This is a genomic window from Mesorhizobium sp. WSM4809, from assembly GCF_055811655.1.
On the sequence record NZ_JBVVQW010000009.1, the window covers coordinates 152,602 to 173,528 of the forward strand.

Here is a 20,927-nt window from a genome sequence, read left to right on the forward strand (position 1 = left end):
AGCTCCAGGCATCCGGCAAGCATGCTCGCGATCGTACGCCGCTACGAGGCGGCCGGCTTTCGCGCCTGGCCGGCAGCCGCCGTCCACTATGACGGCACCTGGGTGGTGCGGCTGACCGCCGGCCATCCGGCCAAGCGGCTGAACTCGGTCAATCCGCTCGATCCCGGCGATATCATGCACATGGCCGACCGTATCGGACGGGCCAGCCGCCGTTTCGATGCCTATGGAAGGCCGCTGACGTTCCGCATGTCGCCGCTGTCGGGTCCCGATCTCGCCAGCCATCTCGACCGCGAGGGCTGGAGCCGGTTCGACGAGTCGCTGGTCATGCGGCTGCCGCTGGCCGGCGCGCAGCTCGACGCCGCCATGGACCAGATTCCGCTCAAGGACATCAGCCGCTTCATCGGCGCGTTGCTCAAGGTCAGCGGTTCGGATGTTTCACTGCGGCCCGGCCTGTCGGAGATCATCGGCGCCATCCAGCCCGAAGCCGGGCTGTTCGCGCTCGAAGATGGAGCCGAGGCGCTGGCGACGCTTATCTGCGTCCATGACGGCGATCTCGCCGGCCTGTTCGAGATCGCTACCGACAGATCGGCGCGCAACAGGGGCCATGGCCGCAACCTGATCCTGTCGGCGCTCAAATGGGCGCGGCTGCGGGGCGCGCGGGAAGCCTGGCTGCAGGTCGAGGCCAACAATGTGCCGGCGCTGGCGCTCTACCATTCGCTCGGCTTCGAGGAAGTCTATCGCTACCACTACCGCCGGCCGCCGGGTCATGAATGATATCGTGACCGCCGGCAAGCGCCTGCTCCTGGTCGCCGCCTGCGCGCTGGTCGATGCCGACGGCCGGGTGCTTCTGGCGCAGCGGCCTCAGGGCAAGCAACTTGCCGGGTTGTGGGAATTTCCCGGCGGCAAGGTCGAGCCCGGCGAGACGCCCGAACAATGCATCATTCGCGAACTGCATGAGGAAATCGGCATCGAAACCGACATTCCATGCCTGGCGCCGCTCACTTTCGCCAGTCATTCCTACGACGATTTCCACCTGCTGATGCCGCTGTTCATCTGCCGCCGCTTTCGCGGCATAGCCCAGCCCAAGGAAGGGCAGGCGCTGAAATGGGTGCGGCCGAAGCAGATGCGCGACTATCCGATGCCGCCGGCCGATGCGCCGCTGATCCCGTTCCTCATCGATCTGCTCTGAGGTTCGCGTCCGGTCGCTTCCTGCCGAGGCGTGTATCAGCCAGCGTTAATGGAAGATTTATCTCGTCGTGAAAAATTGAAGCATGGCCGTTCGCGGCCGAGCCGTCGATTTGCCGGGGAGCGATAGCATGAGCCTAGACAGGGATTGGGACTCGATCCGGCCCGAGCGCGGTTTTCGCGCCGCCGATGCGGGCATGGGCATATTGCGCATCACGCTGCTGTTCGGTTCGGCCGCGGTGGCGCTGGCGCTGATTGCAACCCCTTTCCTCGACAGCCAGACACGCTCGCTGTCGGCCCGTGATGGTTTCGGCGGGCTTGACATGGCGGCGACAGGCTCGATCGGCCATCGCGAAACCTACACGCTGCGCCGCAGCGTGCTGCAGCCGCAACCGAGCTCGGTCTGCATCATCAGGTCCAATGGCAGGAGCAGCGGCGACTGCTGACATGGTTAAGAGATTTCGGAAAGGCGGCGGTTTCATCGCCTGTTAAGCCTTTGCCGTTAACCTTTCTTAACAGGTCGGCGGTAAGGTCCCGGACAGAGGGGTTGAGGCCATGAAAGCAGTGCTGCTGGGTTTTCTGAACGACGAGACCGGCGCCACGGCCGTCGAATATGGCGTCATCATCGCCGTGCTGTCGCTGGCCATCGTCGGCGGTATCGGTGAGGTCCGCGACGGGATCATCTGGCTGTTCAGCGACAACAACAGCAAGCTTGCGAACGCTTTCGCACCCACGCCCTGATCCGGCTTTCCGCGCCTGCGGGCAGGATCATTGCCCGCCGGGCGCCTCCAGGATTGTTCTCAGCGAGACCTTGGCCGACCCTGGCTTAAGCGGTTTTTGCTGCGATGCGTCGGGCGCCCAGCCGGACATCCAGACAATCGAGAAACTTGCCCTCACGCGGCCGTCGGGGTCGGAAAACCGCTCGGCGTAGATTTCCGCCGCGCGGGCAAACAGCTTGCGCGAGCCCGGCCGCCGGCTGCGATCGGTGAGCGCAGAGGTTTCGCCCATGGCCCGCAGATCCGCCATCAGGTTGAACAGGCTGGCATAGCGCACCGTCACCGTCTCTACGTCGGCGACCGGCAGAGCGAGACCGGCGCGCTGCAGCAGCGCACCGGCATCGCGCACGTCGGTAAACGGGGCGACACGCGGACTGGCGCCGCCGTAAAGCTCGGTCTCGGCCGAAAGCAGGCTTTCGCGCAACTCGAAAAGCGTACCGGCGCCGGCAAAGGCGCCGAGGAAAAGCCCATCCGGCCGCAACGCACGGCGGATCTGGATCAGCATGCCGGGGATGTCGTTCATGGCCTGCAGCGACAGAAGCGACACCGCCAGATCGAGGCTTTCCGCTTCGAACGGCACGGTTTCGAGCGGTGCGATCAAGCCGGCGCCGCCACCGCTCAGGAAGGCCGTGTCCGCCTCGACGCGGACGATGTCGGCGACCTTGCCGCTTTCGGCGAGCGTTTCGGCTGCTGCCGGCGTCTGGCAAAACAGCACAGCCGCCTTGCCGAACCTGCGCTCGACGGCACCCAGCCGGTCGGCAAGGTCCTCGGCCGTGCGGCGCATGAGGAAGTCCGCACCGTCGACCGGATGAGCAAGGGCGCGCCGCTTGTGCGCCAGCCACAGAGAGGTATCCATTATCGGCTGCAACGGGCAGATCCTTTGTTTGTCCACGCTCCGGGATCGTTGATATAGTGGCGCGCAGGAGCAACCACGTGGCCGATCCGATGCCCAAGATCAAGTCCATCGCGATCACGAACCTGGCGCGGTCGGTTGTCGGCTGGCCGGCGCGTATGCTGTTTCCGCCGGTCTGCGCCGGTTGCCGCCGGCATGTCTCGCAGCCAGGCGTGCTGTGCGGCGCCTGCTGGCCGAAGCTCAGGCTGCTGGAGCGGCCATGGTGCCCGGTCATGGGCACGCCGTTCACCCATCATATGGGCGAAGGCTTTCTGTCGGCCGAGGCGATTGCCGATCCGCCGCCTTTCGAGCGGGCGCGGGCGGCGGTCGCCTATTCCGGCGTTGCCCGCCAGATGGTGCAAGGGTTGAAATACCAGGATCGCACGGATCTGGCACCATGGATGGCGCGCTGGATGGTGCGTGCGGGTGCCGATCTCATCGCCGAGGCGGATGTGGTGGTGCCGGTGCCGCTGCACTGGCGGCGCTTTTTCAGGCGGCGCTTCAACCAATCGGCGGAACTGGCGCGGGCGGTCTCGGTGCTCAGCGAACTGCCCTTCGCCCCCTCGGCGGTGCGGCGCGTGAAACTCACCCGCCAGCAGGTCGGGCTGGAGCGCAGCGAGCGCGAGGAGAATGTGCGGGCGGCCTTTCGGGTACCCGCCGAGGCGGAAATCGAGATCGCCGGCCGCAGGGTGCTTTTGATCGACGATGTCTACACCACCGGCGCCACGGTGCGTTCCGCCACCAAGGCGCTGAAAAGGGGAGGTGCGGCCGCCGTCGACGTGCTGACCTTTGCCCGTGTGTTGCCGGGGGACTTTCGGGCGGACGAGTCCGCGACTATATAAGTCGGCAACGAACAGCGGAAATTCGTCATGGCCGATGTCACGATCTACACCCGTATGATGTGCGGCTATTGCACGGCAGCCAAGCGGCTGCTCGAGCGCAAGGGCGTCGTCTTTACCGAGCACGATGCCTCCTTCTCGCCGGAACTGCGCCAGGAGATGATCTCACGGGCGCATGGCCGCACGACCTTTCCGCAGATTTTCATCGGCGATACGCATATCGGCGGCTGTGACGACCTCCACGAGCTGGAGGCCGAAGGCCGGCTGGACAAACTGCTCGCCAACGGCGCGACGAATTAAGGGAATGACGATGGGTGTTTTCAAAGCCGCTGCGATCCAGATGCGTTCAGGCGAGAGTCCCGAGCGCAACGCGGTCGATCTCGAACGGCTGGTGCGTGAAGCGGCAAGCCAGGGCGCGACCTACATCCAGACGCCGGAAATGACCGGTGCGCTGATCCGCGACAAGGAAGCTCGCGCCGCCTCGTTTACGTCCGAAGACAAGGACATCGTCGTTTCGACCGCGCGCAGATTGGCCAAGGAACTCGGCGTCTTCCTGCATATCGGCTCGACCGCCATCCTGCGGGCCGACGGCAAGCTCGCCAACCGGGCGCTGCTGTTTGGCCCGGATGGTGCTGCGCTCGCCACCTACGACAAGATCCACATGTTCGATGTCGACCTCGACAATGGTGAGAGCTGGCGTGAATCCGCTGCCTACGAACCGGGCACCGAGGCCGTCGTCACCGAGATCGAGGGTGCAAAGCTCGGCTTTGCCGTTTGCTACGATTTGCGCTTTCCGCAATTGTTCCGCGCCGAGGCACTGGCCGGCGCCGATCTGCTTTCCGTACCTGCCGCCTTCACCCGTCAGACCGGCGAGGCGCACTGGCACGTGCTGCTCAGGGCCCGCGCCATCGAGAATGGCGCCTATGTCATCGCCGCCGCGCAGGGCGGCCTGCATGAGGATGGCCGCGAGACCTACGGTCATTCGCTGATCGTCGATCCGTGGGGCCGTATCATCGCGGAAGCCGCGCATGACGAGCCTGATGTGATCGTCGCCGAGATCGACCCGGCGCAGTCGCTTGCCGCGCGCAAGAAAATCCCCAATCTCAGGAATGCGCGGGATTTCGCCGTCAATGCCGGCTTGGGCGAGGCGCCGCGGCTCAGGGGTGCAGCCTCTTGATCCGCTTTGCCCTGATCTGCGAGCACGAGCACGAATTCGAAGGCTGGTTCCGCAGCAACGACGATTTCGACACCCAGAAGAAGCGCGGCTTTGTCGATTGCCCCACCTGCGGCTCGCACAAGGTGCAGAAGGCGCTGATGGCGCCGGCTGTCTCCACGGCGCGCAAGCAGGAAACCATAGCGCTCGCCATGGGCGAGGCGCAGAAGCAGGCTTTGGCACAGCTCAAGGCGATGGCCGAGAAGGTGCGCGAGAATGCCGACTATGTCGGCGACAAGTTCGCCGAGGAAGCGCGAAAGATCCATTTCGGCGAGAGCGACCCGCGCGGCATCTATGGCGAGGCGACGCTGGATGAAGCCAAGAGCCTGGCCGAGGACGGCGTCGAGTTCATGCCCATCCCGGTGTTCCCGGACGATCGCAACTGAATTCCGAGGGAGCTTTGCGCGACCCAGAAGCGATTGAGCCGGAACGCAGCATAAGAGCCGTCGTTGGCCGGTTGGCCCGCTGGGCCGCCGTGAAGCTTAGCGGTACCCGAACGGTCGACGGATTGCTCATCATCAGCGACAAGGGCACCGACAAGATCGTCGAGGCGCTTCAGCTTATTCGTGATTTTGATCCAGTGCGCTACAGACGGCTGCTTGGTGACGTAAGACAGGTATTCGTCACAACCCTTCCTGCTTCAGTCGCGCAATGGGCGAACTCCTCCAAGGCGTGCGAATTGGACGAGCGCCATATCATCAGCGAAGAGACGACGCCGGAATTGGTCGCTTCGATTATCGTCCATGAGGCCACCCACGCGCGGCTTATGCGATGCGGTATCGGCTACGAAGAGGCGTTGCGGGATCGCGTCGAGCAGGTCTGTCTGCGTCGAGAAATAGCCTTTGCGGCCAGATTGCCGACAGGAAAGGGCCGGGGCCAGCAAGCTGAAGCGACACTTGAGGCCATGCCGGACTTTTCCGACAAGGCGATGAGTGAGCGAAATCTCAGTGGTTTGCGAGATGCTCTGCTCTACCTCAACATGCCGACCCGGCTTGTCCACCTCACCGTATCATACCAGCGCTGGAAACACCGGCGCCGGTTCTCGCGGCAGCCTATGAACTGACCGGCTAGAGCATTTCACCGTTTCGCGGAAACGGCGAGCTGCTCTAACTATTTGTTTTGAAGCAATTCTAGGCGGAAAACTTTTCCTAGAATTGCTCTAGCCCATACTCCCGATCAATTTCTCAAGCAGCCGAGAGAGCGTCTCCTGTTCCGCCGGCGTCAAGCCCGAGAGAACCTCGTGTTCGTTGGCCACGTGGGCGGTAACGGCTTCATCGATCAAGGCCAGGCCCTTGTCGGTCAGCCGCACGACAATGCCGCGCCTATCGTTGGGATGCGGCCCGCGCAGGATCAATCCGGACGTTTCGAGCCGGTCTAGCCTGTTGGTCATGGCGCCGGACGTCACCATCGTCGCCTCGTAGAGAGCGGTCGGCGTCAGCGCGTAGGGAGAGCCTGAACGGCGCAGCGTTGCCAGCACGTCAAATTCCCCGGACTGCAATCCATAACGGGCAAACAACGGCGCCAGGCGCTCGCGGGCGATCAGCGAGGAGGCCTCGTTCAGCCGCCCGAGCACACCCATTGGCGAGACATCCAGATCGGGCCGCTCCCGCTTCCATTGCTCGATCGCTCTTGCTGCCCTGTCCAATTGTCTCACCATCATATATCTTGACGTTAAGAATCTTTCCATTATCTTATCATAACATGCAATGCCGGCCAAGGGCCGCGCTACAGGATTCGGTCAATGAAACTTCTCTGGGATTCGGCGCTCGGCCTGCTGGTCGTCACCGGCGGCCTGCTCGGCCTGACGCTGCCGTTCGGCAAGCTCGCCACGGCTGCCGACGTGCCGGCCATGGTCTGGGCCTTCGTCATCTCGCTCGGCGCCGGCGGGGTCTTGCTGTGCGTGCTCCTGGCTCGCGGCAAGCGGGTCCGGCTCACCGCGCACAAATTGCGCTATTTCTTCGTGACTGCCGCGGTGTCCTATGCTGTCCCCAACCTCCTGATGTTCTCGGCCATCCCGCATCTGGGCGCCGGCTACACCGGCATCATGTTCACCCTGTCGCCTGTCATCACACTGGTGTTCTCGATCCTGTTGCGTGTCCGGCGCCCCAACATGCTGGGCATTGTCGGCATCGCCGTCGGCTTCGTCGGCGCCGTCATGGTCGCGGTGACGCGCGGCGAGGCCGGCCAGCCGGCCGATTTGTTCTGGGTAGTGATGGGTTTGCTCATCCCGGTCAGCCTTGCCGTCGGCAACATCTATCGTACGGTCGACTGGCCGGACGGCACCGGCCCGATCGAGCTTGCCGTCGGCAGCCATCTGGCGTCGGCGGCGATGCTGCTTGCCGGCATTCTCCTCCTGTTCGGCGGCGAGGCTTTCGCGCCACTCGGCGGCGTGCCGCTGGTGGTCATCGCGCAGGTCGCGTCGGCGTCGGCTATGTTCGCCTTCTTCTTCAGGCTGCAAGCGGTTGGCGGCCCGGTCTATCTCAGCCAGATCGGTTATGTCGCGGCGGCCGTCGGCCTGTTTGCCGGAACCATCTTCCTCGGCGAGCACTATCAGCTGCTGACCTGGGCAGGCGCGCTCATCATCACCGCCGGCGTGTTCATCACCACCAGGGCACAAAGCCAGAAGGCGTGAGCGGTCGCAAGGGATCCGAATCACCTTCGCGCCTGGAGCCGATTTCACCTGAATTTGTATCCAGATCTGCTTTATCTTCCTGTTTGAGCGTGATCTTTTCCGAGGACCGTTCCCTTTTTGGAATCGTGCTCTGGAGCAAGCCATGAACGAACCGAAGACATCAGAGGCGACTGCTGTCGATGTAGCTGATTTTCGCGCCGCGATGCGGCTGATCGTCGGCAATGTCAGCGTCATCACCGCCGGCACCGGCGAGGATCGCTCCGGCCTGGTGGTCATTTCGGTCGTCTCGCTGTCGGCCGAGCCGCCCAAGGTGATCGCCTGCGTCAACAGGTCGTCGTCGACCTGGCCGGTGATCGAACGCTACCGGCATTTCGGCGTCAATTCGCTTGGGCCCAAGCATCAGCGCGTGGCCGAGCGGTTCTCCGGCTTTGGCGGCATCAAGGGCAAGGACCGCTATGAGGGCGCCGAATGGACGACGCTCAAGACCGGAGCTTTACTGCTTTCGGACGCGGTGGCCGCCTTCGACTGCAGCCTCGACGAGATGATCGATCGCGGCACGCATTCCATCGTCATCGGCTCGGTCGAGGCCGTGCGCACCCACGATGCCGGCCAGGCGCTGATCTACTGGCGCGGCGGCTACAGGCCGCTGAATTCTGAATAAGGCCAGAATTCAGAATAAGGTCAGACTGAGCCTTTTTCCGCCAGGACCATGTAGTTGACGTCCATGTCCTTCGAGCGTGCCCAGCGGTCGGCCAGCGGGTTGTAGGTGACGCCGGTGCGGTCGATGATGGTCAGGCCGGCGCCGCCAAGCGCCTTTTCGAGTTCTTCCGGGCGCACCAGCTTGCCGAACTGGTGGGTGCCGCGCGGTAGCCAGCGCAGCACATATTCGGCGCCGATGATGGCTAAGCCCAGCGCCTTCAGCGTGCGGTTGATAGTGGCCACGAACATGACGCCGCCGGGCCGCACCATCTCGCCGCATTTGGCGACGAACAGGTCGATGTCGGCGACATGCTCGACCACTTCCATGTTGAGGATGACGTCGAACTTTTCGCCGGCGTCGGCAAGGTCCTCAGCCGTCGTGGCGCGATAGTCGATGCTGACATTGCCCTCGGCGGCGTGCAGCTTGGCCACTTCGATATTGGTTTCGGAGGCATCCGCACCCACGACTTCGGCGCCAAGCCGCGCCATCGGCTCGCACAGAAGTCCGCCGCCGCAGCCGATGTCGAGGATGCGCAGGCCCTCGAAAGGCCTTGCAGCGCGCGGGTCACGGCCGAAGCGCGTTGCTATCTGGTCGCGGATATAGGCCAGCCGGACCGGATTGAATTTGTGCAGGGGACGGAACTTGCCGTTCGGGTTCCACCATTCGGCGGCAAGGGCGGAAAAGCGCTCCACCTCTCCGGCATCGATCGTCGATCGTCGGGGCTCTGGCATGGGTTGGTCTCCTCGACACTACAGCGCCGCGCGTCCTCTTGGACGCGCAAAGGACGCTGTAGCACTTTAGATTCTGCGCATGATCCTTTCCGAAATCGACTTCGATTTCGGGGTCATGCGCTAGGAAGTCGGGCGTGAGGCCGCGAATGTCAAGGCAACAATTTTCGATGCTGCCAAGGGGCTGACAGAGTGGCCGACCTACTTCGTGCCGAGCACGTCACGCAGTTTCGCCGCCAGTTGCTCGATGGTGAAGGGCTTGGCGAGGAAATGCACGTCGTGGTCGAGCACGCCGTTGTGGACCACCGCGTTCCTGGTGAAGCCGGTGGTGAAGATCACCTTCAGCAGCGGCATGCGGGCAACGGCCTCTTCCGCCAGCTTGCGGCCGTTCATGACGGGCATGACGATGTCGGTGAACAGCAGGGCGACGTTCGGGTTCTCCGCCAGTTTCTGCAACGCTTCCTCGCCGCTCGCTGCATGAATGACGGTGTATCCGAGTTCTCGTATGGCCTCAGTCGTGGAGACCCGCACGCGGGCATCATCCTCGACGACAAGGATCGTTTCGGTGACCGGTGCGGCGGTGTTGTCGCCTCGCCGCGTGGTCACGGCCGGCTCTTCGGCGCCGAAATACCGCGGCAAGTAGATCTTGATCGTCGTGCCTTCGCCGGGTTCGGAATAGATGTTGACATGGCCACCCGACTGCTTGACGAAGCCGAACACCTGGCTCAACCCTAGGCCGGTGCCCTTGTTGACCGCCTTGGTGGTGAAGAAGGGTTCGAAGGCCTTGGCGATGACATCGGGGGTCATGCCCGAACCGGTATCGCTGACGGCGATCATCACATACTGGCCGGCCGCGACTTCGGCATGGGCGGCGGCGTAGCTGTCGTCGAGATGGCTGTTGGCGGTCTCGATGGTCAGCTTGCCATCATCGCCCATGGCGTCGCGGGCGTTGACGGCCAGGTTGAGAACGGCGTTCTCGATCTGGCTCGGGTCGGCATGGGTTTTCCACAAGCCTCCCGCCAGCACCGTTTCGATACGGATGGTTTCGCCGAGTGCCCGCCGGATCAGGTCGGACATCCCGGTCAGCAGACGGTTGGCGTCCACGATCTGCGGCGCCAGCGGCTGCTGGCGCGAGAAGGCGAGCAGCCGGGCCGTCAGATTGGCGGCACGGGTCGCGGCATCGATCGCCGCGTCGATGAATTGTGCGATGTCGTGCTCGCCGCGCGCCAGCTTGCGCTGGGCGAGGTTCATGGCGCTGATGATCACCGCCAGCATGTTGTTGAAGTCGTGGGCGATGCCGCCTGTAAGCTGGCCGACCGCCTCCATCTTGTGCATCTGGCGGATCTGGGATTCGGCCTTTTCGCGAGTCTCGATCTCCTTACCGAGGGCGACGTTCTTGCGCACCAACTCATCCTGGGCGACGGCCACCTCACGGAAGCGGCGGCGCGATTCCCTGATCGCGTAGCCGGCAAGCAGGAAGATCGCCAGCAGCGCCGCCAGCGAACCGATGCGTAGCCAGGCCTCGACCTGGTCGGTATGCGCGTCGCGCGCGGCGACGGCTGCGGCGCTGATGCGTCGGACCGTATCCATTCTGGTCCGGATTTCGTCCATCACGGCCTTGCCCTGGCCGCTGCGAATCAGATCCAGCGCTTTCGTCGCATTGCCCTGGTCGTACAGGGCAATCGTCTCGGCCAGTTCAGCCTGCTTTTGCGAAAGCGCGTCCTTGATATGGTTGATCGGCTGGACGAGCTGGTCGTCGGGGGCGGTCAAGCTGTCGATGTGGGCAAGTTGGCCCGGAATGGCGCCGACAGCGCTCCGATAGGGTTCGAGATAGGATTTCTCGCCGGTCAGCAGGTAGCCCCGCTGGCCGCTCTCGGCTTCCTGCGCCAGAGAAAGCAGACCCGAAAGCAATTGCTGATATTCGATTGCCTCGCGCGCGGCGGCGCGGTTGGCCCGCTGTTCCTCGACCAGCATGGCGCGGCTGCCGACAATCAGCGCCAGCACGGCGAAGCCGGCGACAAGCGGGAGCGATTGCCATCGCATGGCACGTCGAAGACGAGCAATCATCATCTGTTACGCCGAACCAAAAGAATTCCCCGCAGGCTGCATTTCGTAGGCGGCGCCGGGGCGGAAGGCAATATGCCGGCTTCTGGCGCCGGCAATCGGCCGCCAGCCTTGCGAAACCTTCATCATTTGGCTAAGGAGGCCGCGCATTCAGCGGCCGGCGTCAGCCGGCCTTCCGCTTTTCGGGATTCCGGCTTTTGGCCGGGATCCGGCTTCAGGCAAAGGCATTTCGCTCCCATGGCGCGCATCGTGATGAAATTCGGCGGAACCTCGGTCGCCGACATCGCCCGCATCCGCAACGTGGCGCGTCACGTCAAACGCGAGGTCGACGCCGGCCATGAGGTGGCGGTGGTCGTTTCGGCGATGGCCGGGAAAACCAATGAACTGGTCGGGTGGACGCGTGAGGCCTCGCCGATGCATGACGCACGCGAATATGACGCGGTCGTCGCTTCCGGCGAGCAGGTCACGGCCGGCCTTCTGGCCATCACCTTGCAGAACATGGGCGTGCATGCCCGCTCCTGGCAGGGCTGGCAGATCCCGATCAAGACCGACAATGCGCATGGAGCGGCGCGCATCCTCGACATCGACGGCGCGTTCCTGATCAAGCGCTTCGGCGAGGGCCAGGTGGCGGTGATCGCCGGGTTCCAGGGCATCGGCCCGGACAATCGTATCGCCACGCTCGGCCGCGGCGGCTCCGATACCAGTGCTGTCGCCATAGCCGCGGCGGTCAAGGCTGATCGCTGCGACATCTATACCGACGTCGACGGGGTCTACACCACCGATCCGCGCATCGAGCCCAAGGCGCGGCGGCTGGCCAAGATATCGTTCGAGGAAATGCTTGAAATGGCCTCGCTCGGCGCCAAGGTTCTGCAGGTGCGTTCGGTCGAGCTTGCCATGGTGCACAGGGTGCGTACCTTCGTGCGGTCGTCCTTCGACGATCCCGACGCGCCCGGAATGGGGGATTTGCTCAATCCGCCCGGAACGCTCATTTGCGACGAGGAAGAGATCGTGGAACAGCAGGTCGTCACCGGAATTGCCTACGCCAAGGATGAAGCGCAGATTTCGCTGCGCCGGGTCGGCGACCGGCCGGGCGTTGCCGCCGGCATCTTCGGGCCGCTGGCCGAGGCCAACATCAATGTCGACATGATCGTCCAGAACATTTCCGAGGACGGCAAGTTCACCGACATGACCTTCACCGTGCCGTCGGGCGATGTCGACAAGGCGCTGGCCGTGCTTGAACGCCTCAAGGCTTCGATCGGCTACGATGTCGTGCAGTCGGAAGCCGGCATGTCGAAGGTTTCGGTCATCGGCATCGGCATGAGGAGCCATGCCGGCGTCGCCGCCACCGCTTTCAAGGCGCTGGCCGACAAATCGATCAACATCCGCGCCATCACGACCTCCGAGATCAAGATTTCGATCCTGATCGACGGTCCGTATACGGAACTTGCGGTTCGTACTTTGCATTCCGTCTACGGTCTGGATAAGCAGTAGCGAGAACGATTTGAGTTGTTGCGTGTGCGCCGGTCGCGGTGGAAACTGCGGCGGGCAGAATGCCCATTGGAGAAGAAGCCGCGATGCGTGATCAGGCCAGTGGCCCGCGCGTTTTGCTCAAACGGCTCCGCGAGCTCATGCAGGAGCCGCTGGAGCCGCAGGAGCGGCTTGACCGGATTGTGCGCGACATCGCCTCCAACATGGTCGCGGAAGTCTGCTCGCTCTATGTGCTGCGCGCCGATTCGGTGCTCGAACTCTACGCCACCGAAGGTCTGAACCCGAACGCCGTCCATTTGGCGCAGTTGCGGCTGGGCCAAGGCCTGGTCGGCACGATCGCCGCCAGCGCGCGGCCGCTCAACCTGTCCAATGCGCAGGAACACCCTGCCTTCGCCTATCTGCCGGAGACCGGGGAAGAGATCTACAACTCGTTCCTCGGCGTGCCGGTGCTGCGGGCAGGGCGCACGCTGGGCGTGCTTGTGGTGCAGAACAAGACCATGCGCCATTACCGCGACGACGAGGTCGAAGCGCTGGAAACCACGGCAATGGTGATCGCCGAGATGATCGCCACCGGCGATCTGGCGCGGCTGACCCGGCCCGGCCTTGAACTCGATCTGCGCCGTCCTGTCAGCTTCACCGGCCTGTCCTTCAATGAAGGCGTCGGGCTCGGCCACGTCGTGCTGCACGAGCCGCGCATCGTCGTCACCAATCTGTTCAACGAAGACAGCGAGGAAGAGGTCCGCCGGCTCGAAACCTCACTCAGCTCGCTCAGGCTGTCCATCGACGACATGCTGGAACGCCGCGACGTCGCCTTCGAAGGCGAGCATCGCCAGGTGTTGGAAGCCTATCGCATGTTCGCCAACGATCGCGGCTGGGTGCGGCGGCTGGAAGAGGCCATCCGCAACGGCCTGACGGCCGAAGCGGCGGTGGAAAAGGTGCAGAGCGACATGCGCGCCCGCATGCTGCACATGACCGATCCCTATCTGCGCGAGCGGATGAGCGATTTCGACGACCTCGCCAACCGCCTGCTGCGCCAGCTGATGGGGCGCGGGCCGGAAGATGTCGCCGCATCGCTGCCGAAGGATGCCATCATCGTTGCACGTTCGATGGGGGCCGCCGAGCTGCTCGATTATCCCCGCGACAAGATGCGCGGGCTGGTGCTCGAGGATGGTGCCGCGACCAGTCACGTCGTCATAGTCGCGCGTGCCATGGGCATTCCCGTCGCCGGGCAGATGAAGGGCGCCGTTTCCATGGCGGAAAACGGCGATGCCATCATCGTCGACGGCGAAGAGGGCGTGATCCATTTGCGGCCGCAGCCCGATCTCGAGGCCGCCTACGCCGAAAAGGTGCGCTTCAGGGCGCGCCGGCAAGAGGTCTACCGCGAGCTGCGCAAGAAGCCGTCGACGACCAGGGACGGTGTCCAGGTCGACCTGTTGATGAATGCCGGTCTCGCCGTCGACCTGCCGCAGCTTGCCGAAGCGGGCGCGGCCGGTATCGGCCTGTTCCGCACCGAACTTCAATTCATGGTCGCCTCGACATTTCCCCGGGCCGAAGCCCAGGAAAAGCTGTACCGCGACGTGCTCGAAGCGGCGCGCGGCAAGCCGGTCACTTTCCGCACCATCGACATTGGCGGCGACAAGGTGCTGCCCTATTTCAAGGGTGCGATCCAGGAAGAGAACCCGGCGCTTGGCTGGCGGGCGATCCGGCTGACGCTTGACCGGCCGGGGTTGTTGCGCACCCAGATCCGCGCTTTGCTCAAGGCCAGCGGCGGCCGCGAATTGAAGCTGATGCTGCCGATGGTGACCGAGCTGGGCGAGATCGCCCAGGCACGCGAGATCATCGACCGCGAGGTGCGGCATCTCTCGCGCTTTGCCCATCATTTGCCGACCAGCCTGAAGCTGGGGGCGATGTTGGAAGTTCCGTCGCTATTGTTCCAGCTCGATGAATTGATGAAGGCGGTCGATTTCGTCTCGGTCGGTTCGAACGACCTGTTCCAGTTCGTCATGGCCGTCGACCGTGGCAACACGCAATTGGCAAACCGCTTCGACACGCTGTCGGCGCCGTTCCTGCGTGTGCTCAAGCAGATCGCCGATGCCGGCGTCCGCAACAATACGCCGGTGACGCTGTGCGGCGAACTCGCCGGCAAGCCGATCTCGGCGATGGCGCTGATCGGCCTCGGTTTCCGTTCGATCTCGATGTCGCCGGCCTCGATCGGTCCGGTCAAGGCGATGCTGACGGAACTGCCGCTGGACGAGTTGAAGGCGTTTTTCGACGACAATCTGATGGCTCCGGCACAGGGCTTGCCGATGCGGGCGCTGCTGCAGGCCTTTGCCGACGACCGTTCGATCCCATTGTAGCAGCCTCATCATGGTCAATTTGCCCCGCGATCGTATGGATCAAGTCGTCAAGCGTTTCGAGATGCTCGAAGCGCAGATGTCGGCTGGTCCGGCGCCGGATGCCTATGTGCGCATGGCGTCCGAATATGCCGAAATCCAGGATATGGTCGCCAAGGTCAGGGCATTGCGCCTGGCCGAGCGTGAACAGGCCGATCTGGAAGCCATGCTTGCCGACAAGGGCACCGATGCCGAGATGCGGGCGCTCGCCGAGGCCGAGCTGCCGGAGATCGAGGAGCGCATCGAGGCGTTGCAGAAGGATATCCAGATCCTGCTGTTGCCCAGGGATGCCGCCGACGACAAGAACGCCATTCTCGAAATCCGCGCCGGCACCGGCGGTGACGAGGCCGCGCTGTTCGCCGGCGACCTGTTTCGCATGTATGAGCGCTACGCCGCCGAACGCGGCTGGCGTTTCGAAACCGCCTCGGCCAGCGATGGCGACGCCGGCGGCTTCAAGGAAATCATCGCCACGGTGTCGGGCAAGGGCGTCTTTGCGCATCTGAAATTCGAATCCGGCGTGCACCGCGTGCAGCGTGTGCCGGCAACGGAGGCCAGCGGGCGCATTCACACCTCGGCCGCAACCGTCGCGGTGCTGCCCGAAGCCGAAGAGGTCGACATCGACATCAGGGCCGAAGACATCCGCATCGACACGATGCGCGCCTCGGGTTCGGGCGGCCAGCACGTCAACACCACCGATTCGGCCGTCCGCATCACTCATCTGCCGACTGGCATCATGGTCGTGCAGGCGGAGAAATCGCAGCATCAGAACCGCGCCAAGGCCATGCAGATCCTGCGTGCCCGGCTCTATGATCTGGAGCGCGGCAAGGCCGACGAGGAGCGTTCCGAATCGCGCAAGTCGCAGGTCGGTTCCGGTGACCGCTCGGAGCGCATCCGCACCTATAATTTCCCGCAAGGCCGCGTCACCGACCATCGCATCAATTTGACGCTCTACAAGCTCGACCGGGTGATGATGGGCGAACTCGACGAGATCATCAACGCGCTGATTGCCGATCACCAGTCGAAATTGCTCGCCGACATCGGCATCGATGACTGACCTGCCCGACGCACTCGGCCCGCTGCTGCGGGAAGCGCGGGCCCGGCTTGGCACCACTGTCGACGACCCGGCGCTCGATGCGCGGCTGATCGTCGAGCATTTTTCGGGCACGACGCGCACGCAAGCCATTGCGGACCCTGAACGCAGGCTCGGCGCCGGCATTGTTGCCGAAATCGATGCCGCCCTGAGACGCCGCGCTGGCGGCGAACCGGTGCATCGCATCCTCGGCTATCGTGAATTCTACGGTTTGCGCCTGTCGCTGTCGCCGGAAACGCTGGAGCCGCGGCCGGATACCGAAACGCTGGTCGAGGCGATATTGCCCTTCGTCAAGGCAGTTGCGGCGCGGGAAGGCGGGTGCCGCATCCTCGATCTTGGCACCGGCACCGGCGCCATTGCGCTGGCGCTGCTCAGCGTCGTACCGACGGCTAGCGCAACCGGCGTCGATCTGTCCGCAGGTGCGCTGGCGACGGCGGCCAGTAATGCCGGGAAACTGGGTCTTGCAGACCGGTTCACGGCGCTGCAGTCGGACTGGTTCGAAAAAGTTTTCGGCCGGTACCATGTAATCGCCGCAAACCCTCCCTATATAACCACGGAAGACATTGGAAATCTGCAGGACGAAGTCCGCAATTTCGACCCGCGCCTGGCCCTGGATGGCGGCGCGGACGGTCTGAACCCCTACAGAACCATCGCTGCGCAAGCGGCAAGGTTTTTGGAAGCTGAAGGCAGGATTGCGGTCGAGATCGGCCATACGCAAAGCGATGAGGTCTGCGAGATATTCGCTGCAGCTGGCTACATGCCGGGCGGTGTTTTTCGCGACCTCGGCGGAAACGACAGGGTTATTGTCTTTGAAAGGATAAAGCCTTGACGCAGTGCAAAAAAGCGCTTGGCAATGCCGGGGAATGCGGCTAGGGTCGCCTTAACCGGATGAGACGAAGCAGGCAGTGCTCTTAGCGATTCGGTTTTCCTTGGAAATAGCTGCCTTCTTGCGCAAACGATGCCCAAGCTTCGTGCGGGAATCGTCCGGCAAGTGATGTAACCGGAACAGGATGACACGTGGCGCCAACGCAATCGATGCGGGCGAACGCCGGTGAAGAGACGAAACGGCTGGCTGCATGAGCGCCTCCGTTCGTGAAGAGTTTTTCGAAAATTTCAAAATGAAGAGAGTTTGATGAGGCCACAACAGCAGAACAGGCGCATGCGCGGTCGCAACAATAATGGCGGCGGCGGTGGTAACAATAACAACAATAACAACAACAACCGCAAGGGGCCTAATCCCCTGACGCGCAACTACGAGAGCAATGGCCCGGATGTGAAGATCCGCGGTTCGGCTCAGCAGATCGCCGAAAAGTACGCCACCCTTGCCCGCGATTCTCACAGCTCCGGCGACCGGGTCATGGCGGAGAACTATCTCCAGCACGCCGAGCACTACAATCGCATCATCGCGGCCGCACAGGCGCAGATGCCGATCCAGAACGCGCAGCAGAATCGCGATGATTTCGACGATGACGGCGACGAGGACCGCGACGATTTCGACAACGGCAGCAACAACAGCAACACTGTTTCCGATGCCCAGATCCCGGTGATCAACCATGGCGCCGGCCCGCAGCCGGTCATCGAAGGGACGCCGGCCGAGGTTGCGCTCAACCGGGAAGGTGGCCGCGAGGCCCGTGATAATAATGGCGGGCGCAACAATGGTGGCCGCGACAACAATGGCGGGCGCCATCGCGATCGTCGCCCCAATGGCGGTTATGGCCAGAACGGCCAGCGCGACTTTGGTTCGTCTGTGGAGCAAGGTGGTCAACCGCAGGGCAACGAGCCCCCGGTTCAGGGCGAAGCCGTTTCGCCGACTGAATCTGTAGTGCCGGCCGAACCGGCTCCGTCGTTCGAGAATCTTTCGCCGGCAGGCCTTGCGGCCCAGGCCGAACTCAACGAGGCGGCCGCCGAAAGCGGTGCTGCCCGTCGTCCGAGGCGGCCGCGCCGCCCGCGCGTCAACGCCGATCAGGTTGATGGCGGTAGTGACAATGCCAATTCCGTGGCCAACGCCGGCGAGGCGGCTGCGGCCCCGGTCGACAGCGGCAACGCCCAACCGGTCAATGTCGATATCGACAACTGATCGAACGGCATTTCAAGGCATTGAACGGCGGAGAGAAATCTCCGCCGTTTTCGTTTGGGCGGCCGTGCAATATTATGAAGTTGCCGATAGCGAGACGTCTTGAGGGTTCGGAGCTTGTGCACCATATCAGCCTCAACTGGACCCGGCTCGAATGGGCGGGTCCGTCACCGCAATCGGATCCGGTGCCGCAAAGCGGGCCGGTGATGGAAGGAGACAGATATGAACCTTGAGAAATACTCAGAGCGCGTGCGCGGTTTTATCCAGTCCGCGCAGACTATGGCGCTTTCCCGCAACCATCAGCAATTCACCCCTGAGCATATCCTGAAAGTGCTCGTCGACGACGATGAGGGCCTGGCCGCGTCGCTGATCGAACGCGCCGGCGGCAACGTTCGCGACGTCAAGCTTGGCGTCGAGACGGCGCTCGAAGCGATGCCCAAGGTCGAGGGCGGCAATGGCCAGCTCTATCTGGCCCAGCCGCTGGCAAAAGCGTTTTCGACCGCCGAGGAACTGGCCAAGAAAGCCGGCGACAGCTTTGTCACGGTGGAGCGGCTCTTGCAGGCGCTGGCCATGGAGAAGTCGGCCAAGACCGCCGACATACTGGCCAAGGCCGGCGTCACCGCGCAGGCGCTCAACCAGGTCATCAATGACGTCCGCAAGGGCCGCACCGCCGATTCGGCGAGTGCCGAACAGGGCTACGACGCGCTGAAGAAATACGCGCGCGACCTGACCGCGGATGCCCGTGCCGGCAAGCTGGACCCCGTGATCGGCCGTGACGACGAGATCCGCCGCACCATTCAGGTGCTGTCGCGCCGCACCAAGAACAATCCGGTGCTGATCGGCGAACCGGGCGTCGGCAAGACGGCGATCGCCGAAGGCCTGGCGCTGCGCATCGTCAATGGCGACGTGCCGGAATCGCTGAAGGACAAGCAATTGATGGCGCTCGACATGGGCGCGCTGATTGCCGGCGCCAAATATCGCGGCGAGTTCGAGGAGCGGCTGAAGGCCGTGCTCTCCGAAGTCACCTCGGCCAGCGGCAACATCATCCTGTTCATCGATGAGATGCACACCCTGGTCGGTGCCGGCAAGGCGGATGGCGCCATGGATGCGTCGAACCTTCTGAAGCCGGCGCTGGCGCGCGGCGAGCTGCACTGCGTCGGCGCCACCACGCTCGATGAGTATCGCAAGCATGTCGAGAAGGATGCAGCGCTTGCCCGCCGCTTCCAGCCGGTGTTCGTCGACGAGCCGACGGTGGAAGACACCGTCTCGATCCTGCGCGGCCTGAAGGAGAAGTACGAGCAGCACCACAAGGTGCGCATTTCGGATTCGGCGCTGGTGGCGGCGGCGACGCTGTCCAACCGCTACATCGCCGATCGCTTCCTGCCGGACAAGGCGATCGATCTGGTCGACGAAGCCGCATCGCGGCTGCGCATGCAGGTCGATTCCAAGCCTGAGGCGCTGGACGAGATCGATCGCCGCATCATGCAGCTCAAGATCGAACGCGAGGCGCTGAAGGTCGAGACGGACGACGCCTCGAAGGATCGGCTTGCCCGCCTGGAAAAGGAGCTCGTCGGCCTCGAGGAGGAATCGACCGAGATCACCGCCAAATGGCAGGCCGAGAAGCAGAAGCTCGGGCTCGCCGCCGACCTCAAGAAGCAGCTCGACGAGGCGCGCAACGACCTTGCCATTGCCCAGCGCAAGGGTGAATTCCAGCGCGCCGGCGAGCTTGCCTATGGCAAGATCCCGGAACTGGAAAAGAAGCTGAAAGAGGCCGAAACCCAGGACGGCAAGGCCGGCATGGTCGAAGAGGTGGTCACGCCGGATCACGTGGCCCATATCGTCTCGCGCTGGACCGGCATTCCGGTCGACAAGATGCTGCAGGGCGAGCGCGACAAGCTGCTGCGCATGGAAGATGAGATCGGCAAGCGCGTCGTTGGCCAGGGCGAGGCGGTGCAGGCTGTTTCCAAAGCGGTGCGGCGCGCCCGTGCGGGCCTGCAGGACCCGAACCGGCCGATCGGCTCGTTCATGTTCCTCGGGCCGACGGGCGTCGGCAAGACCGAACTGACCAAGGCGCTGGCAAGCTTCCTGTTCGACGACGAGGGCGCGATGGTGCGCATCGACATGTCGGAGTTCATGGAAAAGCACTCGGTCGCCCGGCTGATCGGCGCACCTCCCGGCTATGTCGGCTATGAGGAAGGCGGCGCGTTGACCGAAGCGGTGCGGCGCCGGCCCTATCAGGTCGTGCTGTTCGACGAAATCGAGAAGGCGCATCCCGATGTGTTCAACGTGCTGTTGCAGGTGCTCGATGACGGCCGCCTGACCGATGGGCAGGGCCGCACGGTGGACTTCCGCAACACGCTGATCATCATGACGTCGAACCTGGGCGCCGAATATCTCGTCAATCTCACCGAGGATCAGGACGTCGATCTGGTTCGCGACGAGGTGATGGGTGTCGTCAGGGCGTCGTTCCGGCCGGAGTTCCTCAATCGCGTCGACGAGGTGATCCTGTTCCACCGGCTGCGCCGGCAGGATATGGGCCGCATCGTCGAGATCCAGCTCAAGCGGCTGGAGAGCCTGCTTGTCGACCGCAAGATCACGCTGTCGCTGGACCAGGAGGCGGTCGACTGGCTGGCGGCCAAGGGCTACGATCCGGCCTATGGCGCGCGGCCGCTGAAGCGGGTGATGCAGAAGGAATTGCAGGACCCGCTGGCGGAGAAGATCCTGCTCGGCGACATCCTCGACGGCTCGACCGTCAAGGTGACAGCCGGTTCCGACCGGCTGAACTTCCGCTCGAAGCCGGCGATCGTCGCGGCGGAAGTGGCAGCCTGATCCTACGCCGCGCGTCCTTCCCGG

At 63.6% G+C, this 20,927-nt stretch carries 21 protein-coding genes; 17 read left to right on the plus strand and 4 right to left on the minus strand.

Going from position 1 to position 20,927, the window contains the following annotated elements; genetic code table 11:
- The first annotated feature begins 21 nt into the window (after nucleotides 1–21).
- The 4 genes from AC0L24_RS22200 (at nucleotide 22) to AC0L24_RS22215 (ending at nucleotide 1,926) form a co-directional block, all read left to right on the plus strand.
- A complete protein-coding gene (locus AC0L24_RS22200; protein ID WP_473564159.1) occupies nucleotides 22–774 on the plus strand; it encodes a GNAT family N-acetyltransferase in 753 nt (250 codons plus the stop codon).
- The gene (locus AC0L24_RS22205; protein WP_292699806.1) at nucleotides 767–1,189 is read left to right on the plus strand and encodes a (deoxy)nucleoside triphosphate pyrophosphohydrolase; all 423 of its coding nucleotides are present in this window, start codon (nucleotides 767–769) and stop codon (nucleotides 1,187–1,189) included. Before AC0L24_RS22200 ends, AC0L24_RS22205 begins: the two co-directional genes overlap by 8 nt.
- 127 nt (nucleotides 1,190–1,316) lie before the next feature.
- The gene (locus AC0L24_RS22210; RefSeq protein WP_013529445.1) at nucleotides 1,317–1,631 is read left to right on the plus strand and encodes a hypothetical protein; all 315 of its coding nucleotides are present in this window, start codon (nucleotides 1,317–1,319) and stop codon (nucleotides 1,629–1,631) included.
- 109 nt (nucleotides 1,632–1,740) lie between these two features.
- Nucleotides 1,741–1,926: a Flp family type IVb pilin gene (locus AC0L24_RS22215; RefSeq protein ID WP_013529446.1), complete on the plus strand. Its 186-nt coding sequence runs from the start codon at nucleotides 1,741–1,743 to the stop codon at nucleotides 1,924–1,926.
- 27 nt (nucleotides 1,927–1,953) lie between these two features.
- On the opposite strand, the gene AC0L24_RS22220 is transcribed toward AC0L24_RS22215, so the two are convergent.
- Nucleotides 1,954–2,829, minus strand: coding sequence for a class I SAM-dependent methyltransferase (locus AC0L24_RS22220; protein ID WP_127809228.1), 876 nt, complete (start codon nucleotides 2,827–2,829; stop codon nucleotides 1,954–1,956).
- Nucleotides 2,830–2,894: 65 nt separating this feature from the next.
- Between AC0L24_RS22220 and AC0L24_RS22225 the strand changes: the two genes are divergently transcribed.
- From AC0L24_RS22225 to AC0L24_RS22245, 5 genes are read left to right on the plus strand one after another with little or no spacing between them, the layout of a single operon-like run.
- A complete protein-coding gene (locus tag AC0L24_RS22225; protein WP_127809229.1) occupies nucleotides 2,895–3,695 on the plus strand; it encodes a ComF family protein in 801 nt (266 codons plus the stop codon).
- 27 nt (nucleotides 3,696–3,722) lie between these two features.
- Nucleotides 3,723–3,992 carry a glutaredoxin 3 gene (gene grxC, locus AC0L24_RS22230; RefSeq protein ID WP_127397866.1) on the plus strand — a complete coding sequence of 90 codons (270 nt, stop codon included), beginning with the start codon at nucleotides 3,723–3,725 and terminating at the stop codon, nucleotides 3,990–3,992.
- A 10-nt stretch (nucleotides 3,993–4,002) separates the two neighbouring features.
- Nucleotides 4,003–4,869 (plus strand): carbon-nitrogen hydrolase family protein, encoded by an 867-nt coding sequence (locus AC0L24_RS22235; RefSeq protein WP_127397868.1) that lies wholly within the window; start codon nucleotides 4,003–4,005, stop codon nucleotides 4,867–4,869.
- Nucleotides 4,866–5,291 (plus strand): DUF1178 family protein, encoded by a 426-nt coding sequence (locus AC0L24_RS22240; RefSeq protein ID WP_023811158.1) that lies wholly within the window; start codon nucleotides 4,866–4,868, stop codon nucleotides 5,289–5,291. The genes AC0L24_RS22235 and AC0L24_RS22240 overlap by 4 nt, the downstream gene beginning before the upstream one ends.
- A 14-nt stretch (nucleotides 5,292–5,305) precedes the next feature.
- Complete coding sequence (locus tag AC0L24_RS22245) at nucleotides 5,306–5,968, plus strand: hypothetical protein (protein ID WP_127322210.1); 663 nt, start codon at nucleotides 5,306–5,308, stop codon at nucleotides 5,966–5,968.
- A 96-nt stretch (nucleotides 5,969–6,064) separates the two neighbouring features.
- Here AC0L24_RS22245 and AC0L24_RS22250 read toward each other — a convergent pair whose 3' ends face one another.
- On the minus strand, nucleotides 6,065–6,550 hold the full coding sequence (locus tag AC0L24_RS22250) for a MarR family winged helix-turn-helix transcriptional regulator (protein ID WP_127397870.1): 486 nt from the start codon (nucleotides 6,548–6,550) through the stop codon (nucleotides 6,065–6,067).
- 96 nt (nucleotides 6,551–6,646) lie between these two features.
- Here AC0L24_RS22250 and AC0L24_RS22255 point away from each other — a divergent pair, with 96 nt between their 5' ends.
- Nucleotides 6,647–7,537 (plus strand): DMT family transporter, encoded by an 891-nt coding sequence (locus tag AC0L24_RS22255; protein WP_127809231.1) that lies wholly within the window; start codon nucleotides 6,647–6,649, stop codon nucleotides 7,535–7,537.
- Nucleotides 7,538–7,679: 142 nt separating this feature from the next.
- Nucleotides 7,680–8,198: a flavin reductase family protein gene (locus tag AC0L24_RS22260; RefSeq protein ID WP_127399347.1), complete on the plus strand. Its 519-nt coding sequence runs from the start codon at nucleotides 7,680–7,682 to the stop codon at nucleotides 8,196–8,198.
- A gap of 20 nt (nucleotides 8,199–8,218) precedes the next feature.
- On the opposite strand, the gene ubiG is transcribed toward AC0L24_RS22260, so the two are convergent.
- Nucleotides 8,219–8,968, minus strand: a complete 750-nt coding sequence (gene ubiG, locus AC0L24_RS22265) for a bifunctional 2-polyprenyl-6-hydroxyphenol methylase/3-demethylubiquinol 3-O-methyltransferase UbiG (protein WP_127809232.1) — start codon at nucleotides 8,966–8,968, stop codon at nucleotides 8,219–8,221.
- 198 nt (nucleotides 8,969–9,166) lie between these two features.
- A complete protein-coding gene (locus AC0L24_RS22270; protein WP_292138230.1) occupies nucleotides 9,167–11,008 on the minus strand; it encodes a CHASE3 domain-containing protein in 1,842 nt (613 codons plus the stop codon).
- 258 nt (nucleotides 11,009–11,266) lie between these two features.
- Between AC0L24_RS22270 and AC0L24_RS22275 the strand changes: the two genes are divergently transcribed.
- From AC0L24_RS22275 to clpB, 6 genes are all read left to right on the plus strand, one after another.
- Nucleotides 11,267–12,520, plus strand: a complete 1,254-nt coding sequence (locus tag AC0L24_RS22275) for an aspartate kinase (RefSeq protein ID WP_013529459.1) — start codon at nucleotides 11,267–11,269, stop codon at nucleotides 12,518–12,520.
- Nucleotides 12,521–12,603: 83 nt separating this feature from the next.
- A complete protein-coding gene (ptsP, locus tag AC0L24_RS22280) occupies nucleotides 12,604–14,874 on the plus strand; it encodes a phosphoenolpyruvate--protein phosphotransferase (protein WP_027038177.1) in 2,271 nt (756 codons plus the stop codon).
- Nucleotides 14,875–14,884: 10 nt separating this feature from the next.
- A complete protein-coding gene (gene prfA, locus AC0L24_RS22285) occupies nucleotides 14,885–15,964 on the plus strand; it encodes a peptide chain release factor 1 (RefSeq protein WP_127266723.1) in 1,080 nt (359 codons plus the stop codon).
- Nucleotides 15,957–16,829, plus strand: a complete 873-nt coding sequence (gene prmC / locus AC0L24_RS22290; RefSeq protein ID WP_127396366.1) for a peptide chain release factor N(5)-glutamine methyltransferase — start codon at nucleotides 15,957–15,959, stop codon at nucleotides 16,827–16,829. The genes prfA and prmC overlap by 8 nt, the downstream gene beginning before the upstream one ends.
- Nucleotides 16,830–17,132: 303 nt before the next feature.
- The gene (locus tag AC0L24_RS22295; RefSeq protein ID WP_127809234.1) at nucleotides 17,133–18,077 is read left to right on the plus strand and encodes a DUF4167 domain-containing protein; all 945 of its coding nucleotides are present in this window, start codon (nucleotides 17,133–17,135) and stop codon (nucleotides 18,075–18,077) included.
- Between the two features lie 219 nt (nucleotides 18,078–18,296).
- Nucleotides 18,297–20,903 carry an ATP-dependent chaperone ClpB gene (gene clpB / locus AC0L24_RS22300; RefSeq protein WP_127809235.1) on the plus strand — a complete coding sequence of 869 codons (2,607 nt, stop codon included), beginning with the start codon at nucleotides 18,297–18,299 and terminating at the stop codon, nucleotides 20,901–20,903.
- Nucleotides 20,904–20,927: the final 24 nt, after the last annotated feature.

Bases quoted from the DNA above. Each gene is read 5' to 3' on its own strand.
- AC0L24_RS22200 (WP_473564159.1), top strand. From the start codon at position 22: ATGCTCGCGATCGTACGCCGCTACGAGGCGGCCGGCTTTCGCGCCTGG.
- AC0L24_RS22205 (WP_292699806.1), top strand. From the start codon at position 767: ATGAATGATATCGTGACCGCCGGCAAGCGCCTGCTCCTGGTCGCCGCC.
- AC0L24_RS22210 (WP_013529445.1), top strand. From the start codon at position 1,317: ATGAGCCTAGACAGGGATTGGGACTCGATCCGGCCCGAGCGCGGTTTT.
- AC0L24_RS22215 (WP_013529446.1), top strand. From the start codon at position 1,741: ATGAAAGCAGTGCTGCTGGGTTTTCTGAACGACGAGACCGGCGCCACG.
- grxC (WP_127397866.1), top strand. From the start codon at position 3,723: ATGGCCGATGTCACGATCTACACCCGTATGATGTGCGGCTATTGCACG.
- AC0L24_RS22235 (WP_127397868.1), top strand. From the start codon at position 4,003: ATGGGTGTTTTCAAAGCCGCTGCGATCCAGATGCGTTCAGGCGAGAGT.
- AC0L24_RS22255 (WP_127809231.1), top strand. From the start codon at position 6,647: ATGAAACTTCTCTGGGATTCGGCGCTCGGCCTGCTGGTCGTCACCGGC.
- AC0L24_RS22260 (WP_127399347.1), top strand. From the start codon at position 7,680: ATGAACGAACCGAAGACATCAGAGGCGACTGCTGTCGATGTAGCTGAT.
- ubiG (WP_127809232.1), bottom strand. From the start codon at position 8,968: ATGCCAGAGCCCCGACGATCGACGATCGATGCCGGAGAGGTGGAGCGC.
- AC0L24_RS22270 (WP_292138230.1), bottom strand. From the start codon at position 11,008: ATGCGATGGCAATCGCTCCCGCTTGTCGCCGGCTTCGCCGTGCTGGCG.
- AC0L24_RS22275 (WP_013529459.1), top strand. From the start codon at position 11,267: ATGGCGCGCATCGTGATGAAATTCGGCGGAACCTCGGTCGCCGACATC.
- ptsP (WP_027038177.1), top strand. From the start codon at position 12,604: ATGCGTGATCAGGCCAGTGGCCCGCGCGTTTTGCTCAAACGGCTCCGC.
- prfA (WP_127266723.1), top strand. From the start codon at position 14,885: ATGGTCAATTTGCCCCGCGATCGTATGGATCAAGTCGTCAAGCGTTTC.
- prmC (WP_127396366.1), top strand. From the start codon at position 15,957: ATGACTGACCTGCCCGACGCACTCGGCCCGCTGCTGCGGGAAGCGCGG.
- AC0L24_RS22295 (WP_127809234.1), top strand. From the start codon at position 17,133: ATGAGGCCACAACAGCAGAACAGGCGCATGCGCGGTCGCAACAATAAT.
- clpB (WP_127809235.1), top strand. From the start codon at position 18,297: ATGAACCTTGAGAAATACTCAGAGCGCGTGCGCGGTTTTATCCAGTCC.